This window comes from Bacillus sp. PDNC022 (genome assembly GCF_016919285.1).
In the GTDB taxonomy this organism is placed as follows: Bacteria; Bacillota; Bacilli; order Bacillales; family Bacillaceae; genus Bacillus; species Bacillus safensis.
In genome coordinates, this window is sequence record NZ_CP070345.1 from 1,650,323 (window position 1) to 1,676,723 (window position 26,401).

General features: G+C 40.5%; 36 protein-coding genes, 1 tRNA gene, 1 pseudogene and 2 riboswitches. Of the genes and pseudogenes, 15 read left to right on the plus strand and 23 right to left on the minus strand.

What is annotated here, in order from left to right:
* Window positions 1-168: 168 nt before the first annotated feature.
* From JVX94_RS08625 to JVX94_RS19765, 3 genes and pseudogenes are all read left to right on the plus strand, one after another.
* Entirely contained in the window at window positions 169-615 is a 447-nt protein-coding gene (locus JVX94_RS08625; protein WP_039177872.1) for a MarR family winged helix-turn-helix transcriptional regulator, read from the plus strand.
* Between the two features lie 32 nt (window positions 616-647).
* Window positions 648-1,592, plus strand: coding sequence for an acetyl-CoA carboxylase carboxyltransferase subunit alpha (locus JVX94_RS08630; RefSeq protein WP_205185290.1), 945 nt, complete (start codon window positions 648-650; stop codon window positions 1,590-1,592).
* 115 nt (window positions 1,593-1,707) lie between these two features.
* A pseudogene (locus tag JVX94_RS19765) lies at window positions 1,708-1,957 on the plus strand (tyrosine-type recombinase/integrase); the annotation flags it as partial.
* Window positions 1,958-2,272: 315 nt separating this feature from the next.
* Here the strand turns inward: JVX94_RS19765 and JVX94_RS08635 are convergent.
* From JVX94_RS08635 to JVX94_RS08645, 3 genes are all read right to left on the minus strand, one after another.
* Window positions 2,273-2,497, minus strand: coding sequence for a hypothetical protein (locus tag JVX94_RS08635; RefSeq protein WP_095408229.1), 225 nt, complete (start codon window positions 2,495-2,497; stop codon window positions 2,273-2,275).
* A 126-nt stretch (window positions 2,498-2,623) separates the two neighbouring features.
* On the minus strand, window positions 2,624-2,845 hold the full coding sequence (locus JVX94_RS08640; RefSeq protein ID WP_095408228.1) for a hypothetical protein: 222 nt from the start codon (window positions 2,843-2,845) through the stop codon (window positions 2,624-2,626).
* Window positions 2,846-3,079: 234 nt separating this feature from the next.
* Window positions 3,080-3,514 carry a hypothetical protein gene (locus JVX94_RS08645; protein WP_095408227.1) on the minus strand — a complete coding sequence of 145 codons (435 nt, stop codon included), beginning with the start codon at window positions 3,512-3,514 and terminating at the stop codon, window positions 3,080-3,082.
* Between the two features lie 334 nt (window positions 3,515-3,848).
* On the opposite strand from JVX94_RS08645, the gene JVX94_RS08650 reads away from it, so the two are divergent.
* Together JVX94_RS08650 and JVX94_RS08655 are read left to right on the plus strand one after the other, a co-directional pair.
* Window positions 3,849-4,118: a hypothetical protein gene (locus JVX94_RS08650; RefSeq protein WP_095408226.1), complete on the plus strand. Its 270-nt coding sequence runs from the start codon at window positions 3,849-3,851 to the stop codon at window positions 4,116-4,118.
* A gap of 221 nt (window positions 4,119-4,339) precedes the next feature.
* Entirely contained in the window at window positions 4,340-4,966 is a 627-nt protein-coding gene (locus tag JVX94_RS08655; protein ID WP_095408225.1) for a hypothetical protein, read from the plus strand.
* A gap of 23 nt (window positions 4,967-4,989) precedes the next feature.
* Here JVX94_RS08655 and JVX94_RS19695 read toward each other — a convergent pair whose 3' ends face one another.
* Window positions 4,990-5,112, minus strand: coding sequence for a hypothetical protein (locus JVX94_RS19695; protein ID WP_262982671.1), 123 nt, complete (start codon window positions 5,110-5,112; stop codon window positions 4,990-4,992).
* 71 nt (window positions 5,113-5,183) lie between these two features.
* Here JVX94_RS19695 and JVX94_RS19770 point away from each other — a divergent pair, with 71 nt between their 5' ends.
* On the plus strand, window positions 5,184-5,393 hold the full coding sequence (locus tag JVX94_RS19770) for a tyrosine-type recombinase/integrase (RefSeq protein ID WP_446698902.1): 210 nt from the start codon (window positions 5,184-5,186) through the stop codon (window positions 5,391-5,393).
* A gap of 140 nt (window positions 5,394-5,533) precedes the next feature.
* Here the strand turns inward: JVX94_RS19770 and JVX94_RS08665 are convergent.
* The 3 genes from JVX94_RS08665 to JVX94_RS08675 all read right to left on the minus strand — a co-directional run bounded on the left by JVX94_RS08665 (window position 5,534) and on the right by JVX94_RS08675 (window position 8,032).
* Window positions 5,534-5,606, minus strand: a tRNA-Val gene (locus JVX94_RS08665).
* Between the two features lie 132 nt (window positions 5,607-5,738).
* Window positions 5,739-6,917: a cystathionine beta-lyase gene (gene metC / locus JVX94_RS08670; protein WP_205185293.1), complete on the minus strand. Its 1,179-nt coding sequence runs from the start codon at window positions 6,915-6,917 to the stop codon at window positions 5,739-5,741.
* Window positions 6,914-8,032 (minus strand): methionine biosynthesis PLP-dependent protein, encoded by a 1,119-nt coding sequence (locus JVX94_RS08675; protein ID WP_205185296.1) that lies wholly within the window; start codon window positions 8,030-8,032, stop codon window positions 6,914-6,916. Before JVX94_RS08675 ends, metC begins: the two co-directional genes overlap by 4 nt.
* Window positions 8,033-8,111: 79 nt before the next feature.
* A riboswitch (SAM riboswitch) is annotated at window positions 8,112-8,233 on the minus strand.
* 221 nt (window positions 8,234-8,454) lie between these two features.
* Between JVX94_RS08675 and JVX94_RS08680 the strand changes: the two genes are divergently transcribed.
* From JVX94_RS08680 to JVX94_RS08690, 3 genes are read left to right on the plus strand one after another with little or no spacing between them, the layout of a single operon-like run.
* A complete protein-coding gene (locus JVX94_RS08680) occupies window positions 8,455-9,195 on the plus strand; it encodes an alpha/beta hydrolase (RefSeq protein WP_205185299.1) in 741 nt (246 codons plus the stop codon).
* A gap of 52 nt (window positions 9,196-9,247) precedes the next feature.
* Complete coding sequence (locus JVX94_RS08685) at window positions 9,248-9,763, plus strand: YjcG family protein (protein ID WP_039177859.1); 516 nt, start codon at window positions 9,248-9,250, stop codon at window positions 9,761-9,763.
* Window positions 9,764-9,769: 6 nt separating this feature from the next.
* Entirely contained in the window at window positions 9,770-10,204 is a 435-nt protein-coding gene (locus tag JVX94_RS08690; RefSeq protein ID WP_205185301.1) for a GNAT family N-acetyltransferase, read from the plus strand.
* Window positions 10,205-10,286: 82 nt separating this feature from the next.
* On the opposite strand, the gene JVX94_RS08695 is transcribed toward JVX94_RS08690, so the two are convergent.
* Complete coding sequence (locus tag JVX94_RS08695) at window positions 10,287-10,544, minus strand: hypothetical protein (RefSeq protein ID WP_024425007.1); 258 nt, start codon at window positions 10,542-10,544, stop codon at window positions 10,287-10,289.
* 126 nt (window positions 10,545-10,670) lie between these two features.
* Between JVX94_RS08695 and JVX94_RS08700 the strand changes: the two genes are divergently transcribed.
* Entirely contained in the window at window positions 10,671-12,983 is a 2,313-nt protein-coding gene (locus JVX94_RS08700) for a UvrD-helicase domain-containing protein (RefSeq protein WP_144470188.1), read from the plus strand.
* A 16-nt stretch (window positions 12,984-12,999) separates the two neighbouring features.
* Here the strand turns inward: JVX94_RS08700 and spoVIF are convergent, their stop codons facing one another.
* The 5 genes from spoVIF to JVX94_RS08720 form a co-directional block, all read right to left on the minus strand.
* Window positions 13,000-13,257, minus strand: coding sequence for a sporulation-specific transcription regulator SpoVIF (gene spoVIF, locus JVX94_RS08705; RefSeq protein WP_008348417.1), 258 nt, complete (start codon window positions 13,255-13,257; stop codon window positions 13,000-13,002).
* Between the two features lie 138 nt (window positions 13,258-13,395).
* Window positions 13,396-13,530, minus strand: a complete 135-nt coding sequence (locus JVX94_RS08710) for a YjcZ family sporulation protein (protein WP_047201816.1) — start codon at window positions 13,528-13,530, stop codon at window positions 13,396-13,398.
* Window positions 13,531-13,614: 84 nt separating this feature from the next.
* Window positions 13,615-13,836, minus strand: a complete 222-nt coding sequence (locus tag JVX94_RS08715) for a hypothetical protein (protein ID WP_197198415.1) — start codon at window positions 13,834-13,836, stop codon at window positions 13,615-13,617.
* Window positions 13,837-13,926: 90 nt separating this feature from the next.
* Window positions 13,927-14,055 (minus strand): hypothetical protein, encoded by a 129-nt coding sequence (locus JVX94_RS19700; RefSeq protein WP_254967544.1) that lies wholly within the window; start codon window positions 14,053-14,055, stop codon window positions 13,927-13,929.
* Window positions 14,056-14,126: 71 nt separating this feature from the next.
* Window positions 14,127-14,477: a DUF1360 domain-containing protein gene (locus JVX94_RS08720; protein ID WP_111292829.1), complete on the minus strand. Its 351-nt coding sequence runs from the start codon at window positions 14,475-14,477 to the stop codon at window positions 14,127-14,129.
* Between the two features lie 166 nt (window positions 14,478-14,643).
* Here JVX94_RS08720 and JVX94_RS08725 point away from each other — a divergent pair, with 166 nt between their 5' ends.
* The 5 genes from JVX94_RS08725 (at window position 14,644) to JVX94_RS08745 (ending at window position 17,296) form a co-directional block, all read left to right on the plus strand.
* Window positions 14,644-15,039, plus strand: coding sequence for a spore coat protein (locus tag JVX94_RS08725; RefSeq protein ID WP_240193816.1), 396 nt, complete (start codon window positions 14,644-14,646; stop codon window positions 15,037-15,039).
* Window positions 15,040-15,083: 44 nt separating this feature from the next.
* On the plus strand, window positions 15,084-15,419 hold the full coding sequence (locus JVX94_RS08730) for a spore coat protein (RefSeq protein ID WP_111292834.1): 336 nt from the start codon (window positions 15,084-15,086) through the stop codon (window positions 15,417-15,419).
* 88 nt (window positions 15,420-15,507) lie between these two features.
* Window positions 15,508-16,011 carry a spore coat protein gene (locus JVX94_RS08735; protein ID WP_205185303.1) on the plus strand — a complete coding sequence of 168 codons (504 nt, stop codon included), beginning with the start codon at window positions 15,508-15,510 and terminating at the stop codon, window positions 16,009-16,011.
* Window positions 16,012-16,157: 146 nt separating this feature from the next.
* Window positions 16,158-16,649: a CotY/CotZ family spore coat protein gene (locus JVX94_RS08740; protein WP_003211658.1), complete on the plus strand. Its 492-nt coding sequence runs from the start codon at window positions 16,158-16,160 to the stop codon at window positions 16,647-16,649.
* A 203-nt stretch (window positions 16,650-16,852) separates the two neighbouring features.
* Window positions 16,853-17,296, plus strand: coding sequence for a CotY/CotZ family spore coat protein (locus JVX94_RS08745; protein WP_111292832.1), 444 nt, complete (start codon window positions 16,853-16,855; stop codon window positions 17,294-17,296).
* A gap of 34 nt (window positions 17,297-17,330) precedes the next feature.
* Here JVX94_RS08745 and JVX94_RS08750 read toward each other — a convergent pair whose 3' ends face one another.
* The 10 genes from JVX94_RS08750 to JVX94_RS08795 form a co-directional block, all read right to left on the minus strand.
* Window positions 17,331-17,981 carry a CotO family spore coat protein gene (locus JVX94_RS08750; RefSeq protein WP_205185305.1) on the minus strand — a complete coding sequence of 217 codons (651 nt, stop codon included), beginning with the start codon at window positions 17,979-17,981 and terminating at the stop codon, window positions 17,331-17,333.
* 113 nt (window positions 17,982-18,094) lie between these two features.
* Window positions 18,095-18,871, minus strand: a complete 777-nt coding sequence (gene fabI / locus JVX94_RS08755) for an enoyl-ACP reductase FabI (RefSeq protein ID WP_024425017.1) — start codon at window positions 18,869-18,871, stop codon at window positions 18,095-18,097.
* Window positions 18,872-19,021: 150 nt separating this feature from the next.
* Window positions 19,022-19,828: a bifunctional hydroxymethylpyrimidine kinase/phosphomethylpyrimidine kinase gene (gene thiD, locus JVX94_RS08760; protein WP_197198416.1), complete on the minus strand. Its 807-nt coding sequence runs from the start codon at window positions 19,826-19,828 to the stop codon at window positions 19,022-19,024.
* A gap of 16 nt (window positions 19,829-19,844) precedes the next feature.
* Entirely contained in the window at window positions 19,845-20,858 is a 1,014-nt protein-coding gene (locus tag JVX94_RS08765; protein WP_205185307.1) for a thiazole biosynthesis adenylyltransferase ThiF, read from the minus strand.
* The gene (locus JVX94_RS08770) at window positions 20,855-21,622 is read right to left on the minus strand and encodes a thiazole synthase (RefSeq protein ID WP_142944524.1); all 768 of its coding nucleotides are present in this window, start codon (window positions 21,620-21,622) and stop codon (window positions 20,855-20,857) included. Before JVX94_RS08770 ends, JVX94_RS08765 begins: the two co-directional genes overlap by 4 nt.
* 4 nt (window positions 21,623-21,626) lie before the next feature.
* A complete protein-coding gene (thiS, locus tag JVX94_RS08775; protein WP_111289936.1) occupies window positions 21,627-21,830 on the minus strand; it encodes a sulfur carrier protein ThiS in 204 nt (67 codons plus the stop codon).
* Window positions 21,827-22,939: a glycine oxidase ThiO gene (gene thiO / locus JVX94_RS08780; protein ID WP_205185308.1), complete on the minus strand. Its 1,113-nt coding sequence runs from the start codon at window positions 22,937-22,939 to the stop codon at window positions 21,827-21,829. Before thiO ends, thiS begins: the two co-directional genes overlap by 4 nt.
* Window positions 22,923-23,540 (minus strand): thiazole tautomerase TenI, encoded by a 618-nt coding sequence (gene tenI / locus JVX94_RS08785; protein WP_205185310.1) that lies wholly within the window; start codon window positions 23,538-23,540, stop codon window positions 22,923-22,925. Before tenI ends, thiO begins: the two co-directional genes overlap by 17 nt.
* Window positions 23,515-24,225, minus strand: a complete 711-nt coding sequence (gene tenA, locus JVX94_RS08790; RefSeq protein WP_095408208.1) for a thiaminase II — start codon at window positions 24,223-24,225, stop codon at window positions 23,515-23,517. The genes tenI and tenA overlap by 26 nt, the downstream gene beginning before the upstream one ends.
* A 78-nt stretch (window positions 24,226-24,303) precedes the next feature.
* Window positions 24,304-24,413: riboswitch (TPP riboswitch) on the minus strand.
* A 59-nt stretch (window positions 24,414-24,472) separates the two neighbouring features.
* A complete protein-coding gene (locus JVX94_RS08795; RefSeq protein ID WP_205185312.1) occupies window positions 24,473-26,314 on the minus strand; it encodes a monovalent cation:proton antiporter family protein in 1,842 nt (613 codons plus the stop codon).
* Window positions 26,315-26,401 lie beyond the last annotated feature (87 nt).

The window sequence follows — 26,401 nt, forward strand, 5'->3', positions numbered from 1 at the left end:
CATATATTTTAGTTTGTGGAATTTGTTAAATTCACAAATTAGACACATTTAACAAGAAGAAATATCTCGTCCATGTTGTCATATTGGCTTATGTTAAGCTTGTGAAAAAACCACATTGATGTATAATACAATTGATGTATCATGCATGAATTGTAGGAGGTTGACCTTTTGAAAAGAGAAGATGCCTTAAAACTAAGAACAGATATTAAGAAAATGATTATATTAACTGGGGTTTTCGAATCTCAAAATTTGCCGAATGGACCATTTGAAAAACCTCTACCAACTTCTCAAATGATGGCGTTAGAGGAACTAGAGATGGAAAAACTAACTGTTTGGCAACTATCCAATAAACTTAGATTAGAGACTTCAACTGTAAGTAGGTTGGTAGATAAGTTAGTAAAAATGGGGCTTGTTTATCGTGAAGTAAATGAAAAAAATAGAAGAGAACTTTTTCTGCACCTCACAGAAAAGGGTCACATTACTGTTAATCGCTTAAGAGAACAATCCCTTACATTTTATCAACGTATCCTCAATAATTTATCAGAATCAGAACAAAAAATAGTTGTGGATGGTTTTGAATTATTTATTGATTCTATTTCTAAGTCTTTTGATTAAAGTGAGGTAAATCATAACCTTTGGAGGTTAAAATGAGTTTGGATTTTGAACGTCCTATTATTGAACTAAAAGAGAAATTTGATGAATTAAAGAAAATGATGAAAGAAAATAATGTAGATTTATCGTCAGAAATTCATTTATTAGAAAAACGTTTAAATAAAATGCAAGATGAAATTTATTCTAATCTTACACCTTTTCAACGAGTTCAAATTGCAAGGCTACGTAACCGGCCCACGACATTGGATTATATACCTTTATTGTTTACAAACTTTTTCGAACTACATGGTGATCGATTATATGGTGATGATAAAGCAATGATAGGTGGTATTGCAAAATTTAAAGGAATGCCCGTTACGGTTATAGGTCATCAAAGAGGGAGAAGTACAAAGGAAAATATAGAAAGAAATTTTGGAATGGCTCATCCAGAAGGATATAGAAAAGCGCTAAGACTAATGAAACAAGCTGATAAATTTAATCGCCCTATTATTACATTTATTGATACAATAGGCGCCTATCCAGGGAAAGGGTCTGAAGAACGTGGAATTTCTGAAGCGATAGCTCGAAATCTATTGGAAATGGCTACACTTAAAGTGCCAATTGTTTGTATTGTAATTGGAGAGGCATCAAGTGGTGGAGCTCTTGGCATTAGTGTCGGTAACCATATCCATATGTTAGAGTATTCATGGTACTCGGTCATTTCGCCAGAAGGAGCAGCATCTATCCTATGGAAGGATGCTAAGTATGCTCCAGAAGCTGCTGAACATATGAAAATTTCAGCAAAAGATTTAAAGCATTTAGGAATTATTGATGAAATCATTCCTGAAATTAAGGGTGGAGCACAAAATGATATAAAATCACAGGCAAACATGATTGAATCTGTGATCGAATCATCTCTAAAAAAATTGATACCATTATCCTCGGAAGAGCTTATACAACAGCGATATGAAAAGTATAGACAAATAGAGAATTATAAATGAACATATTTAAAGTCCATATTACATTTCGGAGAATTCTCCTGAAAAATTCTAAATATTTTGTAAGTAACCTCTTAAACTGGATATGCTGATACTATTTACACTGGATGAATTAAAGCAGTACCATATCATGTGGAGAAAAGAAAAACTATTAGTTGGTGACTTATGGGAAGGAGATGATCACCAATATTTATTTCATAATGGCTTTGGTGAGCCATATTATTACTCAACCCCTTCTTCCAAATGGTCAAAAATCAAAATCAAACACAAATTAAAAAACATTCGACTACATGATTTAAGACATACAATGGGTCGCTCTCCTTATAGAGGCAGGTGAGAGCATTAATGCTATTCAAAAAAGAGCCGGACAGTTCGTCCCCAATCAAAAGAAACAGAATAAATATTCGTTGCAAAAAAAACAAAAAACCCTTGCTACGCAAGGGTTTCAATGATGATTCCGACTGGGATCGAACCAGCGACCTCTCTTCCCTGTCAAGGTAGATATATGAAATCCTGTGATTATCGGCATTATCCTCTATTCACTCATAAACCTTGTTATATAAGCTTTCTTTACCCTTTTGTATACTCTTGTGTTCTTTCGTATTTTTTAAAACCCGAAAAAAATGTTACCTTTTTTGTTGCCTTTTTATACACCTGTTTTAAACTTATGACTGTATACAAATTTAAGCTTTACCACCATTAATATATCTCACTAACATGACTGCTGCGTACATAAAGAAAGCAGCAATTAAACCATTTACCATACTCCCAAAAACGACAATCAAAATCTGTCCTGCATAATCTGTCCATGTTTTATCTGGAAATACAGCAATGTTCCATATACTCACCAGCATATAGAATCCAGTCACAATAATAAACGTCCAAACAACTAACTTTGATTTAAACATTTATTTACAATCCCCCATTATCCATTTTCTTCTATGATAACATGGGTTAATAATTAATCCTCAATCAATTCATAGTCTTAGTTTCTTCTAACTCACGTTCTAAACGCTTCTTATCTTATTATCCTTTCAAAACGTGTATGAGCAATACACAGAATTGTTTTCTTCGTATGTTGAAAAATATTCTTGTTTCAAATAGCTCTCAAAGCCCAAAGCAGCTTTAACTATATTTTTACTCTTTTTTAGCATATCTCTTTGAATATCATCATCTTTCATTATTGAAATATTTTCCATAAATATTGTGTGTAATTCAAATCTATTATTCTCATATTCAAATCTAAGAACCTTCACTTTTAATCCTCCTAATTAATTTTCCTTAATTATACAGGGGATTTAGATTGAATGGAAAGAATATCATAGTTTTAAACGACTGAACGCAAATATGCGTTTTGATATAAGCGGATGTCATTTTAAATGACGGTAGGTATTTATGAGATCCCCACTGTAGGTTAAAACTACTCCCTTTGTAATACTGCAATTTACGATGAAGTAAACCCAGTATGAATAAAGGGGGCAAGAAAGAGCCTAAACAATTTCAATATCATTCTTTTTCTCATTTCTTGCAATGATAAGCAAGTCTTTAAAGTAATTAACAGTTGCTTTGCTGAAACTGTCCATTATCACCGCCAAAGAAATCATTAGATAAATAATTACAGGAACAGTGCATATCATTGCAATAGTTGCAACAATGTCTATATTAGATGTGCTAGGATCGATATCTATTTTTCTAAGAATAGCAGTTGTTGCAGCCACGATAATTGTGGATATTATTCCAATAAAGAACAACAATCTTTTTTGATCATTAACATGATTAATCCTATCCATTCGAGCAATTGCGCCTGATATATCTTCCGTATCTAATGATTTTAGAATCATCATCTTCTTTTTATATTCGGTATAATCTTGACCATCTCTAGGGAAGTTTTCTGTTAAGTAAACAATGAGTCCACGTGTACTCAACTCCACCAAATTATGCTTTAAATTTTGCTTAGTAAACTTCTATTTCTTAATTTCTCTATTTTCCTTCAGTGTGCTTCTCACTTATAGTCACCTCATGGATAATATCGGAAACTGCGCTTATGAATTGAAGGTGTGTTGAGGCTTTTTTAAAAGTCAACAAGGCTTTTTCTCTAGGATAAATCTTCTTGTTTAATATTATGTCATTATTAGTAAAAAATAGAAAATATTTTAATAAAACTGCACAATTCGACAAATTACATACAAATTAAATGTTAATATTAGGATGTCTATTAGAGATTCAATAGATACATAAATTTGAGAGGGAGTGTCATTTATGAATTTGAAAAAGATCATTGGAAGTGTTTTAGTTACAGGGGCTTTGCTTGTATCTGCTGTACCAGCGAATGCATCAGAACCAGTAAAACCAGGAGATTTAACACCTATCCGAAACAAACACAAAGGCTATGAGTATAAATGGCTTGGTTATAATAGTCAGGGAATAGCACAAGTTCGTATTTGGTTTAGAGATGATAATGGAGACTCATATCATAGAACATTCGATTGTGTTGATGTTATCAATGAAACATGTTACGTCTACAAATGAGTTTAAACCTACCCCAGATCGGGGTGGGTTTTTGTTTAATAATACCTTTTTTGTAAAGTTTTCCATCAGCACTTTCTTGCATTGTCTTCCTTGCTTCCGCTATTAATGAGATAGATTTAATCTTTCTTTCATCTAACATATTTTGCTTTACACCCCTTCCACTTTACACAGTTTTATAGTTAATTTATAATACTTCTATTAATTGGAACAGGATGATGAATATGGCACCTAAAATATTTAAAATACATGATTTTTTTATAGAATTCGAACTCAAACAAATACTGCAATACTACAATGAAATGGAAAAATACAATCAAAATTCCCTTCAGTCCTATGAAGAATACCTTGATGAAGCTACACAAGGAATGGATAAAGAAGAAGCACAGTATTACGTGGAGAGAAATGATGATAAGCTTTATGATTATGTAATTAGACATCCTCAAATGATACGTAGAACAGTATTTCTGGAGATATACTTTTCATTTGAAAACTATCTTAATTCTAAATGTAATGATCTACAAAAAGAGAAAAACCTCAATCTGAGTTATGAGGATATTCATGGCCAAGGAATTAATAGAGCAAAAACTTTTTTAACAAAAGCTTGTTTAATCACTGAGCCATTCAACACTGGTTTATGGCAAGATATTGTAGACTACGGAAAAGTAAGAAATGCTATTGCACATAATCAGTCTATAGTTAAAAAGAAAAAATACTCAAGTATAAAACAGCTTCCTGGATTAAGTGTAGAACACGAGATAGATGAATATACATTTTCCTTTATACTAGAGGAAAACTTCGTTCCAAAATGCATAGATACTATTACTGAGTTTGTAAAGATCCTTAGATGATTTTCTGTTTAGAAAAGCTGTCCTCAATTCTTTTTAAATTTACTTAACTTTGCGGTAACAGCTTTTTTCTCTTTTAATTCCTTCATCCATTCCTGTGGATCTACAAACGAGAATGTATCTCTGCATACATCGACATCTTTAATCACCGACAAAACTTCTTCAATCTCATCTTTTTATTCCTCAACAATGTGATCAATTGTTTCTTTTACTTCTTCACTTGGTTCATAAAACGGGTCTGATCTATGATTGGCCAATAGAAGAAACAGGCGTTACCAAGATACGGTTTCATGATCTAAGACACACTTGTGCAACTATCTTATTATTGAATGGCGCACCTGTTAAAGCAGTGAGTAAAAGACCGGGACATAAAATTAACACTTCAAACATATGCTCATGTACTACCTTCAACAAGCCAACAGATTGCTGATCAAATGGATGGGATTTTAAATTGACCACACTTTATTTCAGTGTGGTTTTTATTATGGCAATGTTACCTTTTTGTTTTAAGAAATACAAAAGCCACTCTCGATTATCTCAAGAATGGCTCTGTATCAACGTCTTTTTATATGATTCCGACTGGGCTCGAACCAGCGACCTCTACCCTGTCAAGGTAGCGCTCTCCCAGCTGAGCTACGGAATCGGGTTATGTATCAGTTCTGGGCTTTCTGTTACTGACAGTCTCTATTATATAACCATCATATTAAGTCGTCAATGGTTTTGTTCAAAAAAGATCAAAAAGCCGGCGGCTGTGCCGGCTTTTTTCTCTCCTTCTTTATGATTGGTTCACAAGGACGGGCTTTAGTTGATCGAGTGCTTGTTTGAAGTCACGTTTGAGGTCTTCTCCGTTTTCAACTCCGACACTTAAACGAAGCAGCCCATCTGTAATCCCTCTTTTTTCTCTTTCTTCTTTTGGCATAGCCGCATGTGACATTTTGGCTGGGTACGACAAAATAGATTCGACGGCGCCAAGGCTGACGGCGAATACAGGTAATGTGACGGCATCCACCAATTCTTTGACAGCCGCTTGGTTTTCTAGTTCAAATGAGAGAACGGCTCCAGCTCCGCTTGCTTGCTTGCGCTGAATGTCTGCCCCAGGATGATCATCTAAGCCTGGATAGTATACTTTTTTCACCGCAGGATGTTCTTTGAGGAATGTAGCGAGTTCAAATGCCGTTTGGCTGGCTTTTTCTAATCTCACCTGAAGGGTTTTTAACCCTCTTAGCACGAGCCAGCAGTCCTGCACACCAAGGACCGCACCGAAGGAGTTTTGCAGTGAATAGAGTTCGTCTCCCAACTTCTCATCTTTCACAACGGCTAAGCCTGACAGTACATCACTGTGGCCGCTTAAAAATTTCGTTGCACTGTGCAGAACAACGTCAACACCAAGATCCAGCGGACGCTGAAGCGCAGGCGTTAAAAACGTATTATCTAAGAAAGTCAGACAGTCATGCTCTTTTGCAAGCTGTACAACACCTTCAATATCTGTAATGCCTAGTGTTGGATTTGACGGTGTTTCCATGTAAATGACCTTTGTATTCGATTGAATGCCTCTTTTGACTTCATTCAAATCGGTCATATCCACAAAGGTATGCTCAATGCCAAATCGCGAAAGAACTTTAGTAATCATTCTGAATGTACCGCCATACACATCTCTTGTGACAAGGACGTGATCTCCCTTTGATAATAGAAGAAAAGCGGTTGAAATAGCAGCCATGCCTGATGCAAAAGCAAGCCCTCTCGTTCCTCCTTCCAGCGCCGCAATCGTATCCTCTAATGCTTGACGTGTAGGAGTCCCCGATCTCGAGTAGTCATATTGGCCAAATTCATCGAAGCTGCTTTGATGAAATGTGGATGCATGCTGAATCGGTACACTGACTGCACCTGTTGAACGATCTGTTTTAAACGCATTATGAACGAGTTGTGTTTCGAGTGTCCAATCGTGTGTGGTCATTTGGCGTGTACCTCCTCTTTTACTTGTGATAGTGCCTGTTTCAGATCTGCTTTCAGATCATCTACATGCTCGATGCCAACAGAGAAACGGAGCAGCTTGTTACATACACCGTTTGCGATGCGAATCTCTTCTGGAATATCCATGTGCGTTTGCGTTGCAGGATACGTAATGAAGCTTTCAACTCCGCCAAGGCTTTCAGCAAAACAAATCGTTTTCAGCTGCTTCAAAAATGGATTGACCCAGTCCTCTTTAGCTACTCGGAATGACAGCATGCCTCCCTTTCCTGGATAAAGGACATCTTGAATTTCCGGCTGCTTCTCTAAAAACTGTGCCAGTTCCTTCGCATTTTCCTCGTGCTGGCGCATTCTAAGTGCCAGTGTTTTCATCCCTCTCATTAAAAGCCATGAGTCAAATGGTGATAGAACCGCTCCAATCGCGTTTTGATGCTGGAACATGTCTTCAGACAGCTGCTCTCCTTTTGTGACGACAAGCCCTGCAAGAACGTCATTATGTCCGCCTAAATATTTGGTTGCGCTATGAATGACAATGTCCGCTCCAAGCGTAATCGGCTTTTGCAAGACTGGTGTGTAAAAGGTGTTATCGACAATCACCAAAGCGCCATGATCTTTTGCAATCTTCGCTATTTTTTGAATATCTGCTTCCTGCATCAGTGGATTTGTCGGTGTTTCAATAAAGACCGCTTTTGTGTTTGGCGTGATTTTAGAGCGTAAACAGTCTTCATCTGAAAAATCATCATAAAGAAAACGTAAGCCGTACTTTTTCCATTCGTTTTCAAACAAACGGTATGTACCGCCATATAGATCTGATGAGACGAGGAGTTCATCTCCGCTTTCAAATAGAGCCATGATCGTTTGGATTGCCGCCATTCCCGAACTGAAGGCAAAACCGGCCGTCCCTTCTTCGAGTGAAGCAATTGCATCCTCTACAAGCTGTCTTGTTGGGTTTTTCGTTCGAATGTAATCAAATCCTGTAGATTCCCCTATACCTCTATGTCTGTATGCTGTCGAAAGATAAACGGGAGGACTGACAGTGCCAGTCACCTCTTCGCTACGGTTTCCAATCTGCGCTAATTTCGTTTCCACATGTTCTGTCATTTGACACCATCCTAAGTAAAAATCTGATTTCAAAACAGAAAACCCCTTCTTCATAAGAAGAAGGGGGTTTAATCGCTTCCTCTTATCTTCCAAGCAAAAAAGCTGCTTGCTGGATTTAGCACCTTGGTACATCACATGAAGTGATGCATACCGGTTGCTGAGGTTTCAAAGGGCCAGTCCCTCCACCTCTCACGATAAGAATGTGTTGTCTGTCTGTTCTAATTCTTAATACTGTAACCCATTAAATCTCATTTTTCAAGGGGAAATGTCATGATTAATTAAAATTTTCTGTATTTTATAAAAGAATCGATGTTATACGATTTGATTGCATGTTAGCATATAGGAACAACGCTGTTTTTCATGTTACAATGAATGGAAACGTTTCACTTTATGATGAATTTGGTTAGCTGGAGGAATGGATTATGGTGAAGAAAACAGGAATCATTCAAGAAGAAACCATACAGTCAAAAGAACTTGGGGCGGATATGACCATTTTGATCTATTTGCCAGTCAATTACTCCCCCCTTTATACATATCATGTCATCATTGCCCAGGATGGTCATGATTATTTCCGCCTAGGCAAAATAGGCAGACAGGCAGAAGAATTGATGCAAAACAAAGAAATGGAACGCTCGATTATCATTGGTGTACCTTATGAAAATGTCACGGAAAGACGAAACACGTATCATCCAGACGGTACAAAGTTTGAAGCGTATAAACGCTTTTTAGCAAATGAACTGGTCCCTTATATTGATGAACACTATCCAACCTATCAAATTGGATCAGGGCGTACGTTTATTGGTGATTCACTGGGTGCGACGATTTCTCTCATGACAGCCATTGATTACCCTTCTTTATTCGGCGGGCTGATTTTGCAGTCCCCTTACGTTGACGAGTCGGTTCTAGAAGCCGTCAAACAGTCGACAGCCCTTTCTCATTATGCCATTATCCATCAAATTGGGCTTGAGGAAACCGCTGTGAAAACAACAGATGGCCAGGTGCTTGATTTTGTTCAGCCGAATGATGATTTAAAGGCCCTTCTTGAACAATCTGGAGCGGATTATTTATTTGAGACATTCGAAGGGGATCATAAATGGACGTTTTGGCAGCCGCTCATTGCGCCTTCGTTAAAAAGAATGCTCCCATATTCGTTAATCAACTGAATTTTGTTATAATAAACAATAATAAATACTTTCTTATTCAGGAGGGAACATGATGAAATACGGAGTTGTTATATTTCCATCGAAAAAATTGCAAGATATTGCGAACTCTTACCGGAAGCGTTATGATCCGAACTATGCACTCATACCGCCTCATTTAACATTAAGAACACCTTTTGAATTAACGGATCTAGAAGCGGCTGAGGTCGTCTCAACGTTAAGAGATTATGCAAAAAATGCTTCTCCTATTACGTTACGTATTAAAAAATTCAGTTCATTCGCTCCTGTAAACAACGTCATTTATATGAAAGTAGAACCGAACGAGGACATCATGGCGCTCAATGAAAGATTGTACGCAGAGCCACTTGCTGGTACACCTGAATATGCCTTTGTTCCGCATGTGACAGTGGCTCAAAAACTATCAGATGATGAGCATTCAGACGTACTTGGCACATTAAAGCTGAGAAAGATTGACCATGAAGAAACAGTGGATCGCTTCCACCTTTTATATCAGTTAGAGAACGGATCTTGGACCGTCTATGAAACATTTATTTTAGGAGAAGAGGGTTAAAGACATTTGAAAACAGTCATCGCAACAGAACAAACACAACGAGAAGATGCATATTATGTACGAAAAGAAGTATTCGTAAAAGAACAAGAAGTTCCAGTAGAGATCGAAATAGATGAACTAGAGGACAAAGCCACCCATTTTGTCATTTACAATGATGACAAAAAACCTCAGGCGGCCGCTAGACTGCGGTTCATTGAGGGATCAAAGGCAAAGCTTGAACGCATTTGTGTGTTAAAAGAGGCGCGCTCTTTCGGCCTTGGCCACAAGCTATTAGAAGCGCTAGAAACAGAAGCGATTGCTAATGGAGCAAAAGAAGCGGTTATGCATGCCCAAGTCCATGCGCTTCCTTTCTACGAAAAGAAAGGCTACAAAGCGGTTTCTGAACCGTTTGAAGAAGCAGGAATCACACATGTCAAAATGACAAAAACACTGTCTGTTTGACCAAAAGAAAAGCCAGAGCATTCAAGATGCCCCGGCTTTTTCTTTTTCATTATCGTTCGTCACAGGAGGAAAGCGCAATCATTTATATATACGTATTGATATGAATGCCCTTGCCTTCCTCCATAAACATATCTCGTACAAAACGTTCCCGCTTTTTTTGCTGTACTTTCGTTTCCGCTTCTGTCACTAAGTCCTCTTTTTTCTCCAGCTCTCTGTAAATCTTGTCATGAAAGGTGCGAGTAACCTTTGTTACTTTCGCGTAGTCTTCTTTATCCTGAGGAGCTGGACGATTGATATATTGAAAATACAGATCCGGCTGAATCGGGGCTATATATCCCATCAAGAACGCCTCCTTTGCTTCTCTCTTACTCTACTATTCCCTAATTATGACTGTTTGAAACACGCCTCATTTGATATGATTAGATGTGTTTCATTTTAAGATTGATTGACTATTGGAGGACTAGCTTTGAAATGCGCACGACGACATGATCGAACGATCTCATTACATACGTATTCGAGAGAACACTATCAATTCCTCCATGACGAGGGAAAAAAAGGACAATTATTCTGCCCATATTGCGGACAACCGGTCTTTTTTAGATTAAATATACATGATGAACCTGCCTTTATCCATAAGCATATGTCTCAGCAAGAGATCTGTGAACAAGCTGAAGAACAAACAGATCATAATCAAACGGCTGAACATGAAGAAAAGGCTTCCTATAAAGAACTTGGCGGCTTCCGTTTTCCAACCGGCAAACAGATCATCTCCCAAACGAACGAATCAAATGACTGGCAGGAACCTAGGTCGATTCAATTGAGCGATGCCTTACATTTAGAAGAGAATGAACAAGTTCATACGATCGACCTCTTTCCGAATATCACCTTTAGCACACCGCAGCTTCAAGCTGTCACACATCAAGATGGTCCGATGCTTGTGCTGGCTGGTGCCGGCAGCGGGAAAACAAGAGTCTTGACGGCTAGAGCAGCTTATCTCATGTCCCATCATCATATTCCTGCTCACCATATTTTACTCGTGACCTTCACGACCAAAGCGAGCAGTGAGATGAAAGAAAGGCTGCGTAAGCAATACCAGCTTCATCCTTCACAAGCCAGCCAAGTGGTGACAGGTACCTTCCACAGTCTTTTTTATAAAATGCTGCTTCACGATGACGCAAACAAATGGAACGGCCAGCATCTGATTAAGTTTGACTGGCAAAAGGAGCAATACATTCGAAAAGCCATTATGAATGAGGGGCTTGATGAGAAAGACTACCCTACTGATCAAGTACTGCAATCGATTGGCTATTGGAAAAATGCCTTTTTACCAGGTGAGCTTCCTGATTTGAAAGATGAAAAGGAAAAACATATGTGGACGATCTACCAATCATATGAACAGCAAAAACGAGACAACCAGCAATTTGACTTTGATGATATGGCGATTGCCTGCTTACATATGCTGACAGAACAGCCCGAACTGCTAAAACGGTATCAAGAACGATTCCAGTATATTTTAGTGGATGAATTTCAAGATATTAATCCAGTACAATATCAATTAATTCAGCTTTTAGCCGGAGAATCAGAGCAGTTATTTTGTGTAGGTGATGATGATCAAGCCATTTACGCCTTTAGAGGGAGCAATCCTGCTTTCATTCTTGAATTCAAACAGGACTATCCTTCGGCTCAGATCGTCCATTTACATGCGAATTACCGGTCTCACCATACGATTGTCGCAAGTGCTGATGCGATTATTAAGAAAAATCAGCATCGTTATGAGAAGACGTTAAAAGCCGTGCGCGAGGAGAAAATTCCTCCGACGCTCTTCTATCCATATGATGAAGAAGAGGAAGCGACGATGATTGTCGCAGATATTCAGGAGAAAATTAAAAACGGTGCAAAGCCGAATGACTTCTGCGTGCTGTTTCGAACGAATACAGGCGGCCGGGCAATTTATGAACGACTGCATCAATCGGCCATTCCGTATGAGACAGATGCCGGTGTCAAAGCCTTTTACAGCAGACGAATGGTTCGGGTTCTCCTCGCCTTTCTTTCTTTAAGTCAGGATGCAGATGATGTGGCAGCCATGAAACAGCTGCTGCCGGTTTTCTTTTTAAAGCAGCAAACCCTTAATACACTAAAAGCACTGACCATCACAGAAGATTGCTCAATGGTAGAAGCGCTTGGAAAACTGACAGATATACAGCCGTTTCAACGGAAAAAGCTGCAATCAATGGTTCCTTTGTTCCGAACGTTACGGACGTTAAAGCCATCGGACGCGGTGACATTTATTGAACAAAAGATGGGACTCGGAGATTACTTGAAAAAACGGGTGAACGATACGAATGTACTTGAAAAAGGGGCGGATGATGTACGTGATGTGAAAACAGCCGCCAAACGCTTTGAAACGATTGAAGACTTTCTCGCACATGCCGAACATATGAAGTCTGCCGAAAAGGAAAAAACAGCTGAACCCGGTGTTCAGCTCATGACGATCCACCGCGCAAAGGGACTTGAGTTCCAGACAGTATACATCACTTGTGTGGTCGATGGGGCACTGCCTCATGATTTCTCACTGGATGAACTCAGAAACGGTGATGAAGAAGCGCTGGAAGAAGAGCGCCGTTTATTATACGTTGCCATGACAAGAGCAGAACAATCTCTTTATCTGTCTGTTCCATCATTTAGACGAGGAAAAACGGCTCATCGTTCTCGTTTTTTGTATCCTCTTCTAAAGAAAAACCGTGAATTATTTACACAAAAACAACAGGCCCCCCTTTAAACGGAGAGCCTGTTGTTTATTTTTTGTTGTTCATCATTTTAGCGATTGTATTGAAATCAAGCTTTTCTTTTCCACTTGTAATCGATTGAACGATTTTGTCTTCCATTTCTTTAGGTACACGTTTGTTCGCAAGCTGCGCTACTTTTTTAATGACACCTCGAACGGTATTTTCATCTTTAAAGTTGGCATTTTGCAAAGAACCTGCAAGTTTAAACACATCATTCATATTCACACCGGTTTTGTTTTCTACGCTTTTAAAGAATTTATTATCCATTCATTTGCCTCCTCTTTATGGAGTAATCACCTTACTATATGAAAATAGGCGAGATATGTGCCTATCCTAAAGCCTTGTTTGACCAAAGAGAAAGGAAAGCAAAAGGCTTCCCCCTTGCTTCCCTCACCTTCTTACTTTTTAGTAGTTAAAGAAAGAAGCACCAACGATAATTAGGAGGATGAAAAGCACGACAACAAGAACAAATGTTGATCCATATCCGCCGCCGTAGCCACCTCCGTAGCCGCCGCAATAACCGCCACCGTAACAACTCATATTTAAGCACCTCCTCTTCTCCCTTACAAAGTATGAAAAATGAAAGAAATGGTTTGGACGATCACATAAAAAAGTGCGGAATTTTTATTTCTGCTGTTTAAAGATGTAATCTGCCTCTCTATGACGCATCATGAATGCTTCTGTTTCTTTCGCAAAAGCCTCCATCTTCAAGCCAAATGCTTTTAAGTGCTCCTCAAGATCATTCGCTTTATCCGTTAGATCCCTTTCAGCCTTCTCGTGCGCTTGTTCTTTCCCATCATGCGGTTTAGTGAACAAGGAACCGATTAATTGTTCGAATGCATCCATTCTGGTCACCCCTTCTCTCTTACATATGCATCACTCAAAAAAAGGGCAACAAAAAAACCGGATAAATCCGGCTTTTGTTTTTCTCTTCTATTATTGAGGTTTCTTTTTGTTTCCACAGCCGCAGCCAGTTTTCTTGATTTTCTTCGTATATACAGATTGTTGATTTGACTGCGCTGGATAACCTTGAAGCATATGTGACGGCGTTTCAGTTGGTTTCATCGCAACCCTTCCTTTCCTATTCCATGATAGTATATGCATTTATTGAAAGCGTGTCTGATCAGAATGCCTGTTTATTTCACAAGCTTTGAGACGATCGCTTCAATGATGCCTGCTGCTGCGGCAATCGCTAATAGTAAATTAAGCCACATGCTGATGACAGGAAAAAGTATGTATATCAGAAGTAAGGCAGCAGTGCACCATATGCCAGTACACCAATAACAGCTTAACAGTTCTCCAACCCAAGACCGCAGTCCTCCCCCTTTAATGATGATATATGTTTCGACCTCACCTTGTTCGTTTACCTCTTCCTGTTCTTCATGGAATAGACGGCGAAAAGGGGCAGTAATGGTATCAAACACAATCAGTCTCGTCAGTCTAAAGGATGCGAGGGCAAACACGACAAATGACAAAGCACCGCTCAGAAGCCTCCACCTCCTTCTTTCTTCTTTTCCGTCCTTTCTTTATATATGCAAGAAAAAAGACCGACATGATGAATCGAGCGGAAATAAAATTGGGTTGTACTTTTTCACACTTTCTGATTCCACCTTGCGTCCTTGTTGCATTAAATAATGTATAGATAAGAAAGGAGTGAAAGTATTGTCTATTGAAGAAAGTGCTGAAACATTGTATACACAACTGTTAAACGAATTAATCAGCAATTATGATGATTTCATTGAGATCAAAGATTCCGAAAATGTCACAATTCATAAAACAGATGTAACAGCTGCACTCTCCCTTCAAGCGACCGTAACGACAATCATTACTCTTTTAATCCAAATTCTTGTACCAGACGATGAAGTGGCTGCAGACATCACAGATCAGCTTTTATCCACCCAACAAGTGACAGTCCAAAAGAAAACTGTGATTCAAATCATCAACTGCCATAACATTACGATCACGTTATCAGATGCATCCATTATGAGCTCCGTCCAAATTCTCACTCAAACATTGAATGTACTCTTAGTTGAAGCCGGCATTCTTTGACCCTTTCTTTTTCTAACATGACGTATGAAAGAGGTGAAATCATCGTGGCTGAAGAGAACGAAAAAAAGGAGTTTCAAATCAATACTGATGTTGATCCATTAACGAGTCTTCTTGTAAGTGATGTGTTAAACAAAAACAATATCACCGAAGATCAGAAAGCAAATATCTCAGACGATCAAAGAAGAATGATTTTGAAATTAGTCGAGGATTTACAAAAGAAAGCAAATGATTTCGTAGAACAGCAGCAGGAGAAAAAAAGGCAGGCTGAGGCAGCAAAACAGGCGGAAGAAGTAGAGCCTGAACCAAAAGTACGTCCAAAACGAAATTCACTTCGAGAGCGAATTCAGCAGCGTCGTGATGCGCAGCGAAATAACGATTAAATAAAAATGGGTTGTATGCTAGGGTAAATGCCCGAAACAAAACCACACATTCCAGCATTTAATAAAGTAAACGGAAGGAGGAATAGAAATGGATTCTAAACCATACTCTTGGGTCGCTCTAGATCGTAACTGTACACACCACGGACACCACGGACACCACAGACACCACGACGATTGCAATTATGAAAGAAAAGCACTTTGTGACGACTATTATGATGATGAAGATGTCTTACAAGACTTTGATCAAGTAAGCTTCACAAAGCAGACATCTGAGGAAGTCATTATCGTCAGAGACTCTTGTGACATTAACGTATCTTCTGTCGATGCACAGGTTGCAGCATCTATCCAAGTAGCTGTTCAAACAGCGATCATTACCATTACAAATATCTCAATCGCTGACGGTGATTTGGCAGACCGTGTCACGCAGGATCTCTTACAAGCTGCTACTCACAAACAAACAAACCGCCAAAAACTTGTCATCGAAAATTCAAGAAACGTTACAGTCTCTACAATCGATGCGGACATCTCTATCGCAATCCAAACACTTACACAAACTCTTGTTGCGACAATCGTTGCAATCGGTATCCTCTAATGTCCAAAAGCAGAGCGAAAAGCTCTGCTTTTCCTTTTATAAAAATACAACAAATATAAATGGTCATTTACCCACACCAACTAGAGGGCGCATACATATGTTGTTAAGGACTAAAGTCAAATACCTTGTTAAAGGAGCTGAAATCCATGAGCTGCGGAAAACACCATGGCCGACATGATGAAAACTGTGTATGCGATGCGGTTGATAAGATTTTAGCAGAGCAGGAAGCTGTAGAAGATAAATGTCCTACGAGCTGCTACAGTAATTTATTAAGCCCAACAGTTTCTGGAAAAGATACAATTCCGTTTTTACTTTTTGATAAAAAGGGCGGGTTGTTCTCTACTTTCGGAAACATCGGAGGATTTGTTGACGATTGCCAATGCTTCGAATCCATTTTCTTCCGGGTTGAAAAATTACACGACTGCTGTGCTACGTTATCTGTATTAAGACCTGTTGATGTACACGGACATACGCTAAGCGTGTGTCACCCTTGTGACCCTGACTTCTTTGGTCTAGAAAAAACGGACTTTTGTATTGAGGTTGATTTAAACTGCTTCTGCGCAATCCAATGCTTAAACCCAGAGCTTGTCGACAGAGTCATGCCATCAAAAGATAAAAAGCATCATCACCACGGCTAAATCAACAGGCCGCTCATCTAACTTGTCATGAGTCAAAGCATCCCCTTCCTCACGAATGACAGCCAATCATGCGGAGCAGTCAGCATAAGAAGCGGCCGCTTCCGCATTGGTTAAAAGTAGATGCACGAGCCGGCAAAGATAGCTTGTAGATGATGACAGTGCTCAAACACTCAAACAAATTTCCTAGTATAGGAGGGTTGAATATGAGCCGCAAACATTCATGGAGCTGTGTAACAGAGGCTGTTGAAAACATTAGCGACTTGCAAAATGCTGTCAAAGAAGAGTGCCCGACCAGCTGTTACAGCAATCTCCTTTCTCCATCACATTCATTAGGTGACACTGTCCCATTTGTTCTCTTTACATCCAAATCAAAACCATTCGTCGCATTCGGAAACGTCGGAGAAGTAGATGCAGGCCCTTGCTTCAGCACTGCATTTTTCAGAGTCGAACATATCTGTGATCACTGTGCAACACTCAGCTTGCTTATCGCATTTGACAAAGACCGTCATATTTTAGATTTTACAGATAAAGATTCCTTATGTGATGTGTTCCGATTAGAAAAATCGAAATATTGCATTGAAGTAGACCTTGACTGCTTCTGCGCAATCGAGTGCCTAAACCCAAGACTCATCAACCGTAACTGCTAACAAAAAAAGTCCCTATATGGGACTTTTTTCTTTGTTAAAACCCAAGCGGGTGGATGGAAGAAATCTCTGCAATCGCTAATTCGACTGGATTTCCCCCGCCTGCTGTCCGAATGATCACAGTATCATCTTTTCGATCCATGATGATCCCTCTATATGTTTTACCATCAGCTTCAATCAGACAAAGAGCTCTTGGCATATTATGAGGCAGTCTTGTGAGAAAATCGACTTTTTCATCAATACTCATCTGACTTAAAGGTTTTTTCACTCGTTTTCTTCTTGGTTCTTCTTTTGTTTCATGAAAGACACCTTCTGGCTTGTTTCCCTCTTCTTGCTGAGACTCTCGCTTTTGTATAAGCTCTGGTTCTTGTGTGATTTCTTGTTCCTGTATAAATTCGGCTTCTTGTTTGATCTCTTGTTCTTCTTTAAACTCAGCTGCTTGTGTCATATCTCGTTCTTGTTGAAGTTTAGGCGGCTCTGCTTCTTTTTTATGCTCTATTTCTTGAGCTGCACGTTCCTCCTGCGTGCTTTCTTTGATCACATCTTTTGCATTGGTATCACTTTCTGGCTGTTTTTCTGATTTCTTTCGCTTTCTCACAATATTTTGCATGGCCGGCTTTGATTCTTGATAGCTCGGCTGAACAATATACATCAGCGGCTTTTGATTCTCATCACCTTTATTTGACATACTAATCCCTCCCGAATGATTCATTCCTTATATATATGAACGGAGGCCTCAAATCAGAAGAAAAATAAAAAACAGCATACCCTTCATCGGTATGCTGTGAGTCATGTATTCGTTTAGCGGGCAATGATATGGAAGCCAGAATCAACATGCAGATTCTCGCCTGTCATGCCGCGAGATAGATCACTGAATAAGAATAGAGCTGTATCGCCAACTTCTTCAGGAGTTGTAGTACGGCGAAGTGGTGCACGCTCTTCAATATCCTTCAGAATGGTATTAAAGCCGCTGATGCCTTTTGCAGATAACGTACGAATTGGACCAGCAGAAATACTGTTCACGCGGATGCCTTCTGCGCCTAAATCAGCTGCTAAATATTTCACACTTGCTTCAAGTGATGCTTTCGCTACACCCATTACGTTGTAGTTTGATACAACACGTTCTCCGCCTAGGTATGTAAGCGTCACAATGCTTCCACCCTCTGTCATCAATGGACGTGCTGCTTTTGCTACAGCAGTTAATGAGTATGCACTAATGTTGTGCGCCAAAAGGAAACCTTCACGGTTCGTATTCAAGTATTCGCCAACAAGCTCTTCCTTGTTTGCAAATGCAATGGCATGCGCGACACCATGAATGACTTGTACTTTTTCTTTAATTGCAGCAAAACATTTTTCGATTTCTTCATCACTTGTCACATCACATGGAAGAATGATTGAATCATCACGCTCAAGTGTGCTTGCAAGCTCTTTTACCGATTCAGCAAGACGATCTCCAACATAAGTAAAAATCAAACGAGCTCCAGCTTCATGAAGTGAGCGGGCAATTCCCCAAGCGATGCTTCGTTTATTGGCAACACCCATAACCACGATATTACGGCCTTCTAAAGAAAAGTTCATATGTAATAAAGCCTCCTATTTTTTCAAGACATAGTATTAGTACCTGATCATAATATTATCACAGATCATAAGAGAATGACAATTTCCGCTGAAAGAAAGTTTCATTTTCGCGAAAAAACCGCCCTCACAAGTGAAGACGGTTCGATTCCTTTATCGTTTGATTCTGTTTTGCTGATAAGCAAAATGGTTCGTAGGCCCGTGTCCAGATCCAATACGTAAAGGGAATTTGATGGCTTCATGGACAAAGGTTTCTGCTGTTTCAAAGGCTTCCTTTATCGAATATCCTTTCGCAATTTCAGCTGTTAATGCTGCTGCAAACGTGCAGCCTGTGCCATGTGTATGTGGTGTATCAATATATTCATTTGTGACTTCAATAAAGCCTTTGCCATCATACAGCAGGTCAGTAATCATCCCATCAGATGGACCATGGCCGCCTTTGATCACGACATGTTTTGTGCCGAGCTCATAAAGACGCTCTGCTGCCAGATAGCGGTCCTCTTTCGTCTGAATACGTATGCCTGTCAGCACTTCTGCCTCAGGAAGATTTGGTGTTACGGCATAGCTGACAGGCAGCAAGTGTGTTTTCATCGCAGAAACCGCATCTTCATTTAATAAAGAGGCTCCTCCTTTTGCGATCATGACTGGATCTACAATCAGCTTCATTTCATATTGAACCGTTTTTTCAGCTACGATCTTGATCATGTCTGCACTCCACAGCATCCCTGTTTTGACGGCATCTGGCAGTAAGTCTTCTGCCACTGCATCTATTTGACGCTCTAACGCCTCAATTGAAAGCGGGTATATCCCGTGAACACCTAGTGTGTTTTGCGCAGTAATCGCTGTGATCGCAGACATTCCGTACACACCGAGCTCCTGAAAAGTTTTCAAATCTGCTTGAATGCCTGCTCCGCCGCCAGAATCAGAACCCGCAATTGTGAATGCTTTTTTGATCGTCATTTCTTCACACCTCTCATTAGCCAATCCATTGATGATAAATGGTTCTTGCTTTGGCAATATCATTCGTACCATGAACGAGCGCTCTGCCATCTTTAAATAAGACAAGTTTAAACTCATCCTTTTGACAAGAAAGCAAATATGGATTCTCAAGCACATCCATCCCTGCCCTCTTTAACCGTAGAGCTACTTCATGTAAAGGCGGCGGTGTTTCTGCTGCACTGCGGATTTGTACCGTATTGCGGCCGCATAGTACATCCGCCTTCGCTCTCTTGTCATATGAAAGAAATGGATAAGTCTTCAGTCCACAGCTTGGACATTGCTTCTTCTTTAAAGACAAGGCCGACCGAATATCAGAACGTTCGTTTTTCCATAAATCGAAGGATTTTAATATTGGCGTCACTTGATGTCCTGTTAAATATTTAAGTGCATCTGCCACTTGATATGCCGCCACTTGCTGCACAACTGGACTAATGATACCTGCTGTATCACATGTCATGCCTTGTGCGGGTAAATGTTCAAGCAGACAGTGTAAACACGGCGTCTCACCAGGGATCACAGTGAATTGAATGCCATAACTGGCTACACAGGCTCCATAAAGGAACGGAATTTGATGTTTGACCGCGGCATCATTTGCGATCATTCTCACCTCAAAATTATCCGCTGCATCCACAATGATCGAAGCCTCACTGACAAGTTCGTCAATGTTTTGAGCAGTCACATCGATCACGATTCCTTTGACATGCACGTCACTGTTTACTTGCTTGAGTCTTTTTTCAGCCGCCACAGCCTTTGGCAGCCGATCCTTCACGTCTTGCTCCGTGTAAAGCTGCTGTCGCTGAAGGTTGCTCCATTCAATATAATCTCGGTCCAAAATGGTGACAGATCCAACGCCGGCACGAACGAGCATTTCTGCACTAGCGGTTCCAAGTGCCCCCGCTCCGATAATGACCGCCTTTGAGTCATTTAGCCGCTTTTGTCCCTCTGTTCCGATTGGCTGAAAAAGCTCTTGACGTGAGTAACGAGTGCTCAAAATGACGGCATTCCTTCCTGTGGACTGCTCGCTGTTCCATAGTTTTTCAGCGGAATACGTCCTGCCTCGTAGCCTAGTCTTCCTGATTCAATCGCGAGTTTCATTGCTTTAGCCATTTTCACAGGATCCTTTGCGCCAGAGACAGCGGTGTTTAGTAATACAGCGTCAGCTCCAAGCTCCATCGCATATGCTGCATCCTTCGGAGAGCCTACGCCAGCATCAATAATGACCGGCACCTTCGCCTGCTCGATAATAAATGAGAGGTTCAGAGGGTTTAGCAGGCCTTGGCCTGAACCAATTGGAGAAGCACCAGGCATGATGGCATGGACACCGAGTTCTTCTAATTTTCTTGCCAGCACCACATCATCAGATGTATATGGCAGCACGATAAATCCTTCTTCGAGCAGCATTTCAGATGCTTTTAATGTTTCAACTGGATCTGGCAGAAGAGACCTTGAACAGCCAATGACTTCTACCTTGATCATGTCACAAAGCCCAGAAGCCTTTGCTAAACGGGCAATACGCACTGCCTCTTCTGCTGTACTTGCACCAGCTGTATTCGGAAGCAGCGTATATCTTGATAAATCAAGCTGCTCCAAAAAATTAGGCTGAGATGCTTCAAATATGTTCATTCTTCTGACAGCAAAGGTTAAAATTTCAGCTTCCGATACGTTCACAGCTTCTTTTTGAATTTCAAATGATGGGTACTTCCCTGTTCCGAGTAATAGTCTCGATGTGAATGTTTTTCCGCCAATGTGCAGCATTGGGTCATCCTCCTCCTACAAAGTGAACGATTTCAATCGTGTCATTTGGTTGAATTTCTACTTGTTGAAACGCTTCTTTATCAATGATTTCATGGTTCTTTTCAACGATCACCACACGGTTTTCAAGCTGATAGGATGCTAGCAGATCATAGATCGTTCCATTCTCTTGATCGAAATCAACGATTCTGCCATTCAATTGAATCTTCATACGAATAGTGCCTCCTTTCGTCCAATACGAAACGCGTGAAGCCATTCCTCTTTGACCGGTTCGTCTAATATCAGGTCACGAATGATTTCTCCAGTAATCGGCGCAAGTAAAATGCCGTTCCTGTAATGCCCTGCAGCAAAAAGAATACGCTTGTCTTCTGGATGTCTTCCGATATAGGGATGCCGGTCGTTTGTCGCCGGTCGAAGGCCTGCCCAGCACTCTTCAATCGGCATCTCCTTAATAGAAGGCATAAGCTGAGACGCCTTTTGAATCACAGCTTCCATGCCGCCAAGCGTTGGAACTGCCTGCCACTCGTTTGGCTTCATCGTTGCGCCGATGACAAGCTTTCCGCTATCTCGCTGAACGATATAACAATGATCATGATAAATGGTGTGTGCGAGCGCTGGACCGTTATTCCATACAGACACACATTCCCCTTTTACTGGATAAAGAGAATGCGATAATCCGAGCTCTTCAAAAAAACGGCCAGACCATACACCACTTGCGACTGTCAGGTCATCACATGTGAATGTGCCCTTCGTTGTTCTGACAGTTAACACTTCTTTGTCCCGCTTCACTTCGATCACAGGTGTACACTCTTTCACATCTGCTCCGTACCGGACGGCCGCCTGCCACAAAGCCCTGCATACCGCGTAAGGCTCCACATGAACATCCTCTTCAATTAAACCTGCTCCCAGCATGTGATCTGTGACTTGAGGCATGCATTTTTTTACTCTGCTTGCGTCAAGCCATTTAAATGTAGACAAATGCTGCATCCGGCAAAGGGCCTGTTTCTCTTCTTCTGTAAAGGCGACCTTCATGATACCGCCAGCTGAAGTTCGAATATCAATGCCTGATTCATGCAAAAGATCGACCTTTAATTTTTCGTACAATGCCTGGCTTGCTCTGCCTGCCTGAAAGAAAACATCCTCGTGACCCTCTCCTTCAGCATGTGCACCGAGCATCCCGGCAGCTGCACTTGTCGTTTGCTTCCCTATCTCATTCGCTTCAAATAAGACCACTTGTTTTCCTGCTTTTGCAAGGTGATAGGCGATTGACACCCCTATGATTCCACCACCAATGATTGCTACGTCATAATGCTTCTTCATAAGGATTCTCCTTTACTTTTTCAGAAAATAATTGTGCCATCATACGCGGCTGATGATGAGTAAAAATCCCAGACATGACAGCGATTCCTTTCACATTAGCGTGTTTCAATTCTGGAACTCGTTCTGGGGTCACTCCGCCGATGGCCACCACTGGAATCCTTAATGCAGAAGTCAGTTCTTTCACAAGCTGTACACCTCTTGCCTGAAGTCCTGGTTTACAAGAGGTGTCATATACGTGACCAAATATGACATACTCTGCTCCATTTTTCTCTGCTGCTTTTGCTTCTTCTATCGAATGGACAGACACTCCCGCATGAAGGTGAGGGAATTTTTTTCGCAGCTCTTTTGGCGAAAAGCTGTGGCCCGGGAGATGCACCCTGTGAATATTGGTAAGCAGTGCCACGTCTACTCGGTCATTGATCACGAGCTTTTCTTTCGGCACACCTTCTAAAAGGAGATTCTTCACGAGATCAACAAGCTCACTTGCTGTTTTAGACCGTTCCCGAATATGAATAAAATCCACTTCAGACGCAATGGCTTTTATTTGTTTGATCAGTTCACCCGCAGGAAGCGAATCATTTGTCACTGCGTGGAGTTCCATTTGCACCAACCCCATCTAAGCATGCTGTTTGCCACATTTCTTTTTGATACGCCATCTCCCAGAAGTGATATTCGTAATAGCTTGAAATCACGAAATTTTCTTTCATATTGGCCCGTACATGTTCTGGTGCTTTTTCCGCTAGTTCATCAAATCGGTTCACCTGTTCGAAGACGAGTTCCTTAAACCAATCGCCTCCATATGTCAAAATCCATTCTTGGTAAATCGGATGGTCAGGTGTTGTTTGTTTCAGCTTTTCACCTACCTCATAATAGAGCCAGTAACATGGTAATAACGCGGCTAAAATCTCTTCAAACCGTCCGCTTTTTACAGATCGGTACATATGAGAGGTATACGCATAAGCAGTGGGGGAAGGCTTAAAGTTCTCAATGGCTTCATCAGAAATCTGCAGAAGCTCTGTAAATTTCCTATGCAGCGACAGCTCTGCTTCATACGTGCCCTGGGCATGATACGCCATTCTGCCCGTCGTATGTAAGTCCTCACTAATCGCAGCTCCATATGCCTGCACCTTTGCAAAATGAGTTAAATAATAAGAATCCTGCATCACGTAATAGGTGAAACGATCGAGTGAAAGAGTGCCATCTCCAATCCCTTTGACAAAAGGATGCGTAAAGCTTCCATTCCACCATGTTGCTGCAGCCTCTTTACATTCTGTTGAAAACGTCATATTCCTCTCCTCCTGTTTTTCCATATAAAAAAGCCACTTTCCGCGTGGAAAGTGGCTTGGAATTTGTAAAAAGTATAGTCAAAAACCGCACCACTTCCCTACGCAGGTATGAACCTGTTCAGGTAATGAGGGTCTAAAAGTCGACACTTTTATCTCAGCCCTTTTAAAGGACTCCCCTAGTGGATCAAATATATGATGTTGTACCTCTATCTTAATCAGGAATTGTTCATTGGTCAAGGGTTCATTGTCATTCTAATTGGGCTCTTAGTCCTGCCACATACTCCCGGGAGCCCGATACAAGCACACGGTCGCCGTTTCTAAGTGTCGTATCTCCATGCGGTACTAAGCTGTCTACCCCTCTGAAAATACGGACAAATACCAAATCACCGGTGAAAGGAAATTCTCTCAGCATGACATTATGATAACGATGATTGTTCATTTGAATTTGATACAAAGAAGAATCCTCATTTGTTAGCAATCGAATCGCATCAGGTGCTTCAATCAAAGCTCTTAGCACCGTTTTAGATGAAAGGAAAGTAGAAAACGTATCAATACCCGCTTCCTTCAAGGTCAGCTCTGCCTCAGCTTTGTTGACACTTGCAATGACTTGCTTTGAACCTTCTTGTTTTGCAAATAAAGCAATTTCCTTATTTTTCGTCTCACTGCCTGTTGCGACGACAAGGACATCCTCTTGACCGACGCCTGCCTTTCTCAGCGTCTCATCGTCGTATTGTTCAATTGATTCGACTTCAAAGATAGAGTCTGCCAGCAGTGCTTCCTTATTTTCTTGAAAAACATGCAAAATCCGAATGTCATATTCATCCTGATGTAAATCAAGTGTGACAGGTAAGGTCAGCTGATTTGCACCAATAAAGGTCACACGCTTCTTATGGCTTTCCGCTTGTTCTTTTTTAAACAGCGCTTTAAACCAAACAGGTGTTAAAATACTCGTTAACACAGCAACTAAAATCAGCGCTCCTGACATTTTATGATCAATGACCCCGAGCCGCTCACCAATCGTTGCAGCTGCAATGACGAGTGATAGCGTTGAAGTTAATAAAAAGCCGGAGCCAATGACCTTTTTCATGTCATACCATTTTTTCAAATAAAGAATCGGGATGAGCTTACTCATAAGCAGCGCAATAAACAGCAGCGGAATCATGATCATAATCGTCGGGTCCTTAAACAGTGCCCATATATTCAGATCTACTCCGACCATCACAAAAAAGATCGGGATTAAAAATCCATAGCCAAATGAGTCCAGCTGCTGAACGAGCTCTTTATTTGGTGAAAGAAGGGACACAAGCACACCAGCTAAAAACGCCCCAAGAATATTTTCAGCCCCGAGTGATTCAGATAAGGCAACTAAGACTATAATGAGAGTAAAGATTGCCCTTGTCCCAATTTGCACGGTTCCTTTAGACATCGACTGAAAAATTGACTTTGTCTTAAATACGCGGCCAAATAAATAAAGAAGAATGCCTGCAGCAAATAATAAGAGCAGGAGCCACATGTTCCCTGTTCCATCTCCATAAATGGAGGAAAACACAGCAAGTAAAATCATCGTGACTAAATCAGCAATGACAGCTACAAGCAGAATGATTTGACCGATATTCGTCTGCATCAACTTTTCCTCTTTTAAGGTTGGTACCACTACGCCTAATGAGATGGTAGAGATAATGAGCGTCATTAAAAAGGCATTTTGGATAAACCCTGCGAGTACAAACGCATAGGACAGGATAAAGGACATACAAAATACCCCAAGAAAAATCATGGTGGCTGCTTTAAATGTATTTGGTTCTTTTAAACCATTTGGAAGTTCTCGTGCTTTCTTCTTTGACTCAAAAGAAGAAAAATCTATTTCAAGTCCACTTAAAAACATCAGAAAAATAAAACCGAGCATGGATAATGTATCTAACCACGCATCATGTTCGACAACCAGTTGAAGACCGCTTTTCCCAATGATGAGCCCCATGATGATTTCAGCTACAACGACCGGAATGGTTAGCTTAAATCGGTGCAATAAAATAGGGGTGAAAAAGGCGACAATAATAACGACAACGAGTGATGAAACAGATGTATGCTCCATTGGCTAAAGCCTCCTAACATTCATGTTTAATTTTTTAAGTCTTACGTTAAAGCATTGATTCTAACAATTGCCCAAATGAAATGAAAG

Excerpts from the sequence above, each read along its gene's own strand:
- JVX94_RS08650 (WP_095408226.1), top strand. The coding sequence starts at position 3,849 with ATGAATTTGAAAAAGATCATTGGAAGTGTTTTAGTTACAGGGGCTTTG.
- JVX94_RS08740 (WP_003211658.1), top strand. The coding sequence starts at position 16,158 with ATGAGCTGCGGAAAACACCATGGCCGACATGATGAAAACTGTGTATGC.
- JVX94_RS08795 (WP_205185312.1), bottom strand. The coding sequence starts at position 26,314 with ATGGAGCATACATCTGTTTCATCACTCGTTGTCGTTATTATTGTCGCC.
- JVX94_RS08635 (WP_095408229.1), bottom strand. The coding sequence starts at position 2,497 with ATGTTTAAATCAAAGTTAGTTGTTTGGACGTTTATTATTGTGACTGGA.
- JVX94_RS08630 (WP_205185290.1), top strand. The coding sequence starts at position 648 with ATGAGTTTGGATTTTGAACGTCCTATTATTGAACTAAAAGAGAAATTT.
- JVX94_RS08655 (WP_095408225.1), top strand. The coding sequence starts at position 4,340 with ATGGCACCTAAAATATTTAAAATACATGATTTTTTTATAGAATTCGAA.
- thiO (WP_205185308.1), bottom strand. The coding sequence starts at position 22,939 with ATGAAGAAGCATTATGACGTAGCAATCATTGGTGGTGGAATCATAGGG.
- tenI (WP_205185310.1), bottom strand. The coding sequence starts at position 23,540 with ATGGAACTCCACGCAGTGACAAATGATTCGCTTCCTGCGGGTGAACTG.
- fabI (WP_024425017.1), bottom strand. The coding sequence starts at position 18,871 with ATGAACTTTTCTTTAGAAGGCCGTAATATCGTGGTTATGGGTGTTGCC.
- metC (WP_205185293.1), bottom strand. The coding sequence starts at position 6,917 with ATGACCACACACGATTGGACACTCGAAACACAACTCGTTCATAATGCG.
- JVX94_RS08715 (WP_197198415.1), bottom strand. The coding sequence starts at position 13,836 with ATGGATGCATTCGAACAATTAATCGGTTCCTTGTTCACTAAACCGCAT.
- JVX94_RS08680 (WP_205185299.1), top strand. The coding sequence starts at position 8,455 with ATGGTGAAGAAAACAGGAATCATTCAAGAAGAAACCATACAGTCAAAA.
- JVX94_RS08685 (WP_039177859.1), top strand. The coding sequence starts at position 9,248 with ATGAAATACGGAGTTGTTATATTTCCATCGAAAAAATTGCAAGATATT.
- JVX94_RS08735 (WP_205185303.1), top strand. The coding sequence starts at position 15,508 with ATGGATTCTAAACCATACTCTTGGGTCGCTCTAGATCGTAACTGTACA.
- JVX94_RS19700 (WP_254967544.1), bottom strand. The coding sequence starts at position 14,055 with ATGAAACCAACTGAAACGCCGTCACATATGCTTCAAGGTTATCCAGCG.
- JVX94_RS08695 (WP_024425007.1), bottom strand. The coding sequence starts at position 10,544 with ATGGGATATATAGCCCCGATTCAGCCGGATCTGTATTTTCAATATATC.
- JVX94_RS08675 (WP_205185296.1), bottom strand. The coding sequence starts at position 8,032 with ATGACAGAACATGTGGAAACGAAATTAGCGCAGATTGGAAACCGTAGC.
- JVX94_RS08770 (WP_142944524.1), bottom strand. The coding sequence starts at position 21,622 with ATGCTGCACATTGGCGGAAAAACATTCACATCGAGACTATTACTCGGA.
- thiS (WP_111289936.1), bottom strand. The coding sequence starts at position 21,830 with ATGAAGATTCAATTGAATGGCAGAATCGTTGATTTCGATCAAGAGAAT.
- tenA (WP_095408208.1), bottom strand. The coding sequence starts at position 24,225 with ATGACGTTTTCAACAGAATGTAAAGAGGCTGCAGCAACATGGTGGAAT.
- thiD (WP_197198416.1), bottom strand. The coding sequence starts at position 19,828 with ATGACGATCAAAAAAGCATTCACAATTGCGGGTTCTGATTCTGGCGGC.
- JVX94_RS08750 (WP_205185305.1), bottom strand. The coding sequence starts at position 17,981 with ATGTCAAATAAAGGTGATGAGAATCAAAAGCCGCTGATGTATATTGTT.
- JVX94_RS08745 (WP_111292832.1), top strand. The coding sequence starts at position 16,853 with ATGAGCCGCAAACATTCATGGAGCTGTGTAACAGAGGCTGTTGAAAAC.
- JVX94_RS08710 (WP_047201816.1), bottom strand. The coding sequence starts at position 13,530 with ATGAGTTGTTACGGTGGCGGTTATTGCGGCGGCTACGGAGGTGGCTAC.
- spoVIF (WP_008348417.1), bottom strand. The coding sequence starts at position 13,257 with ATGGATAATAAATTCTTTAAAAGCGTAGAAAACAAAACCGGTGTGAAT.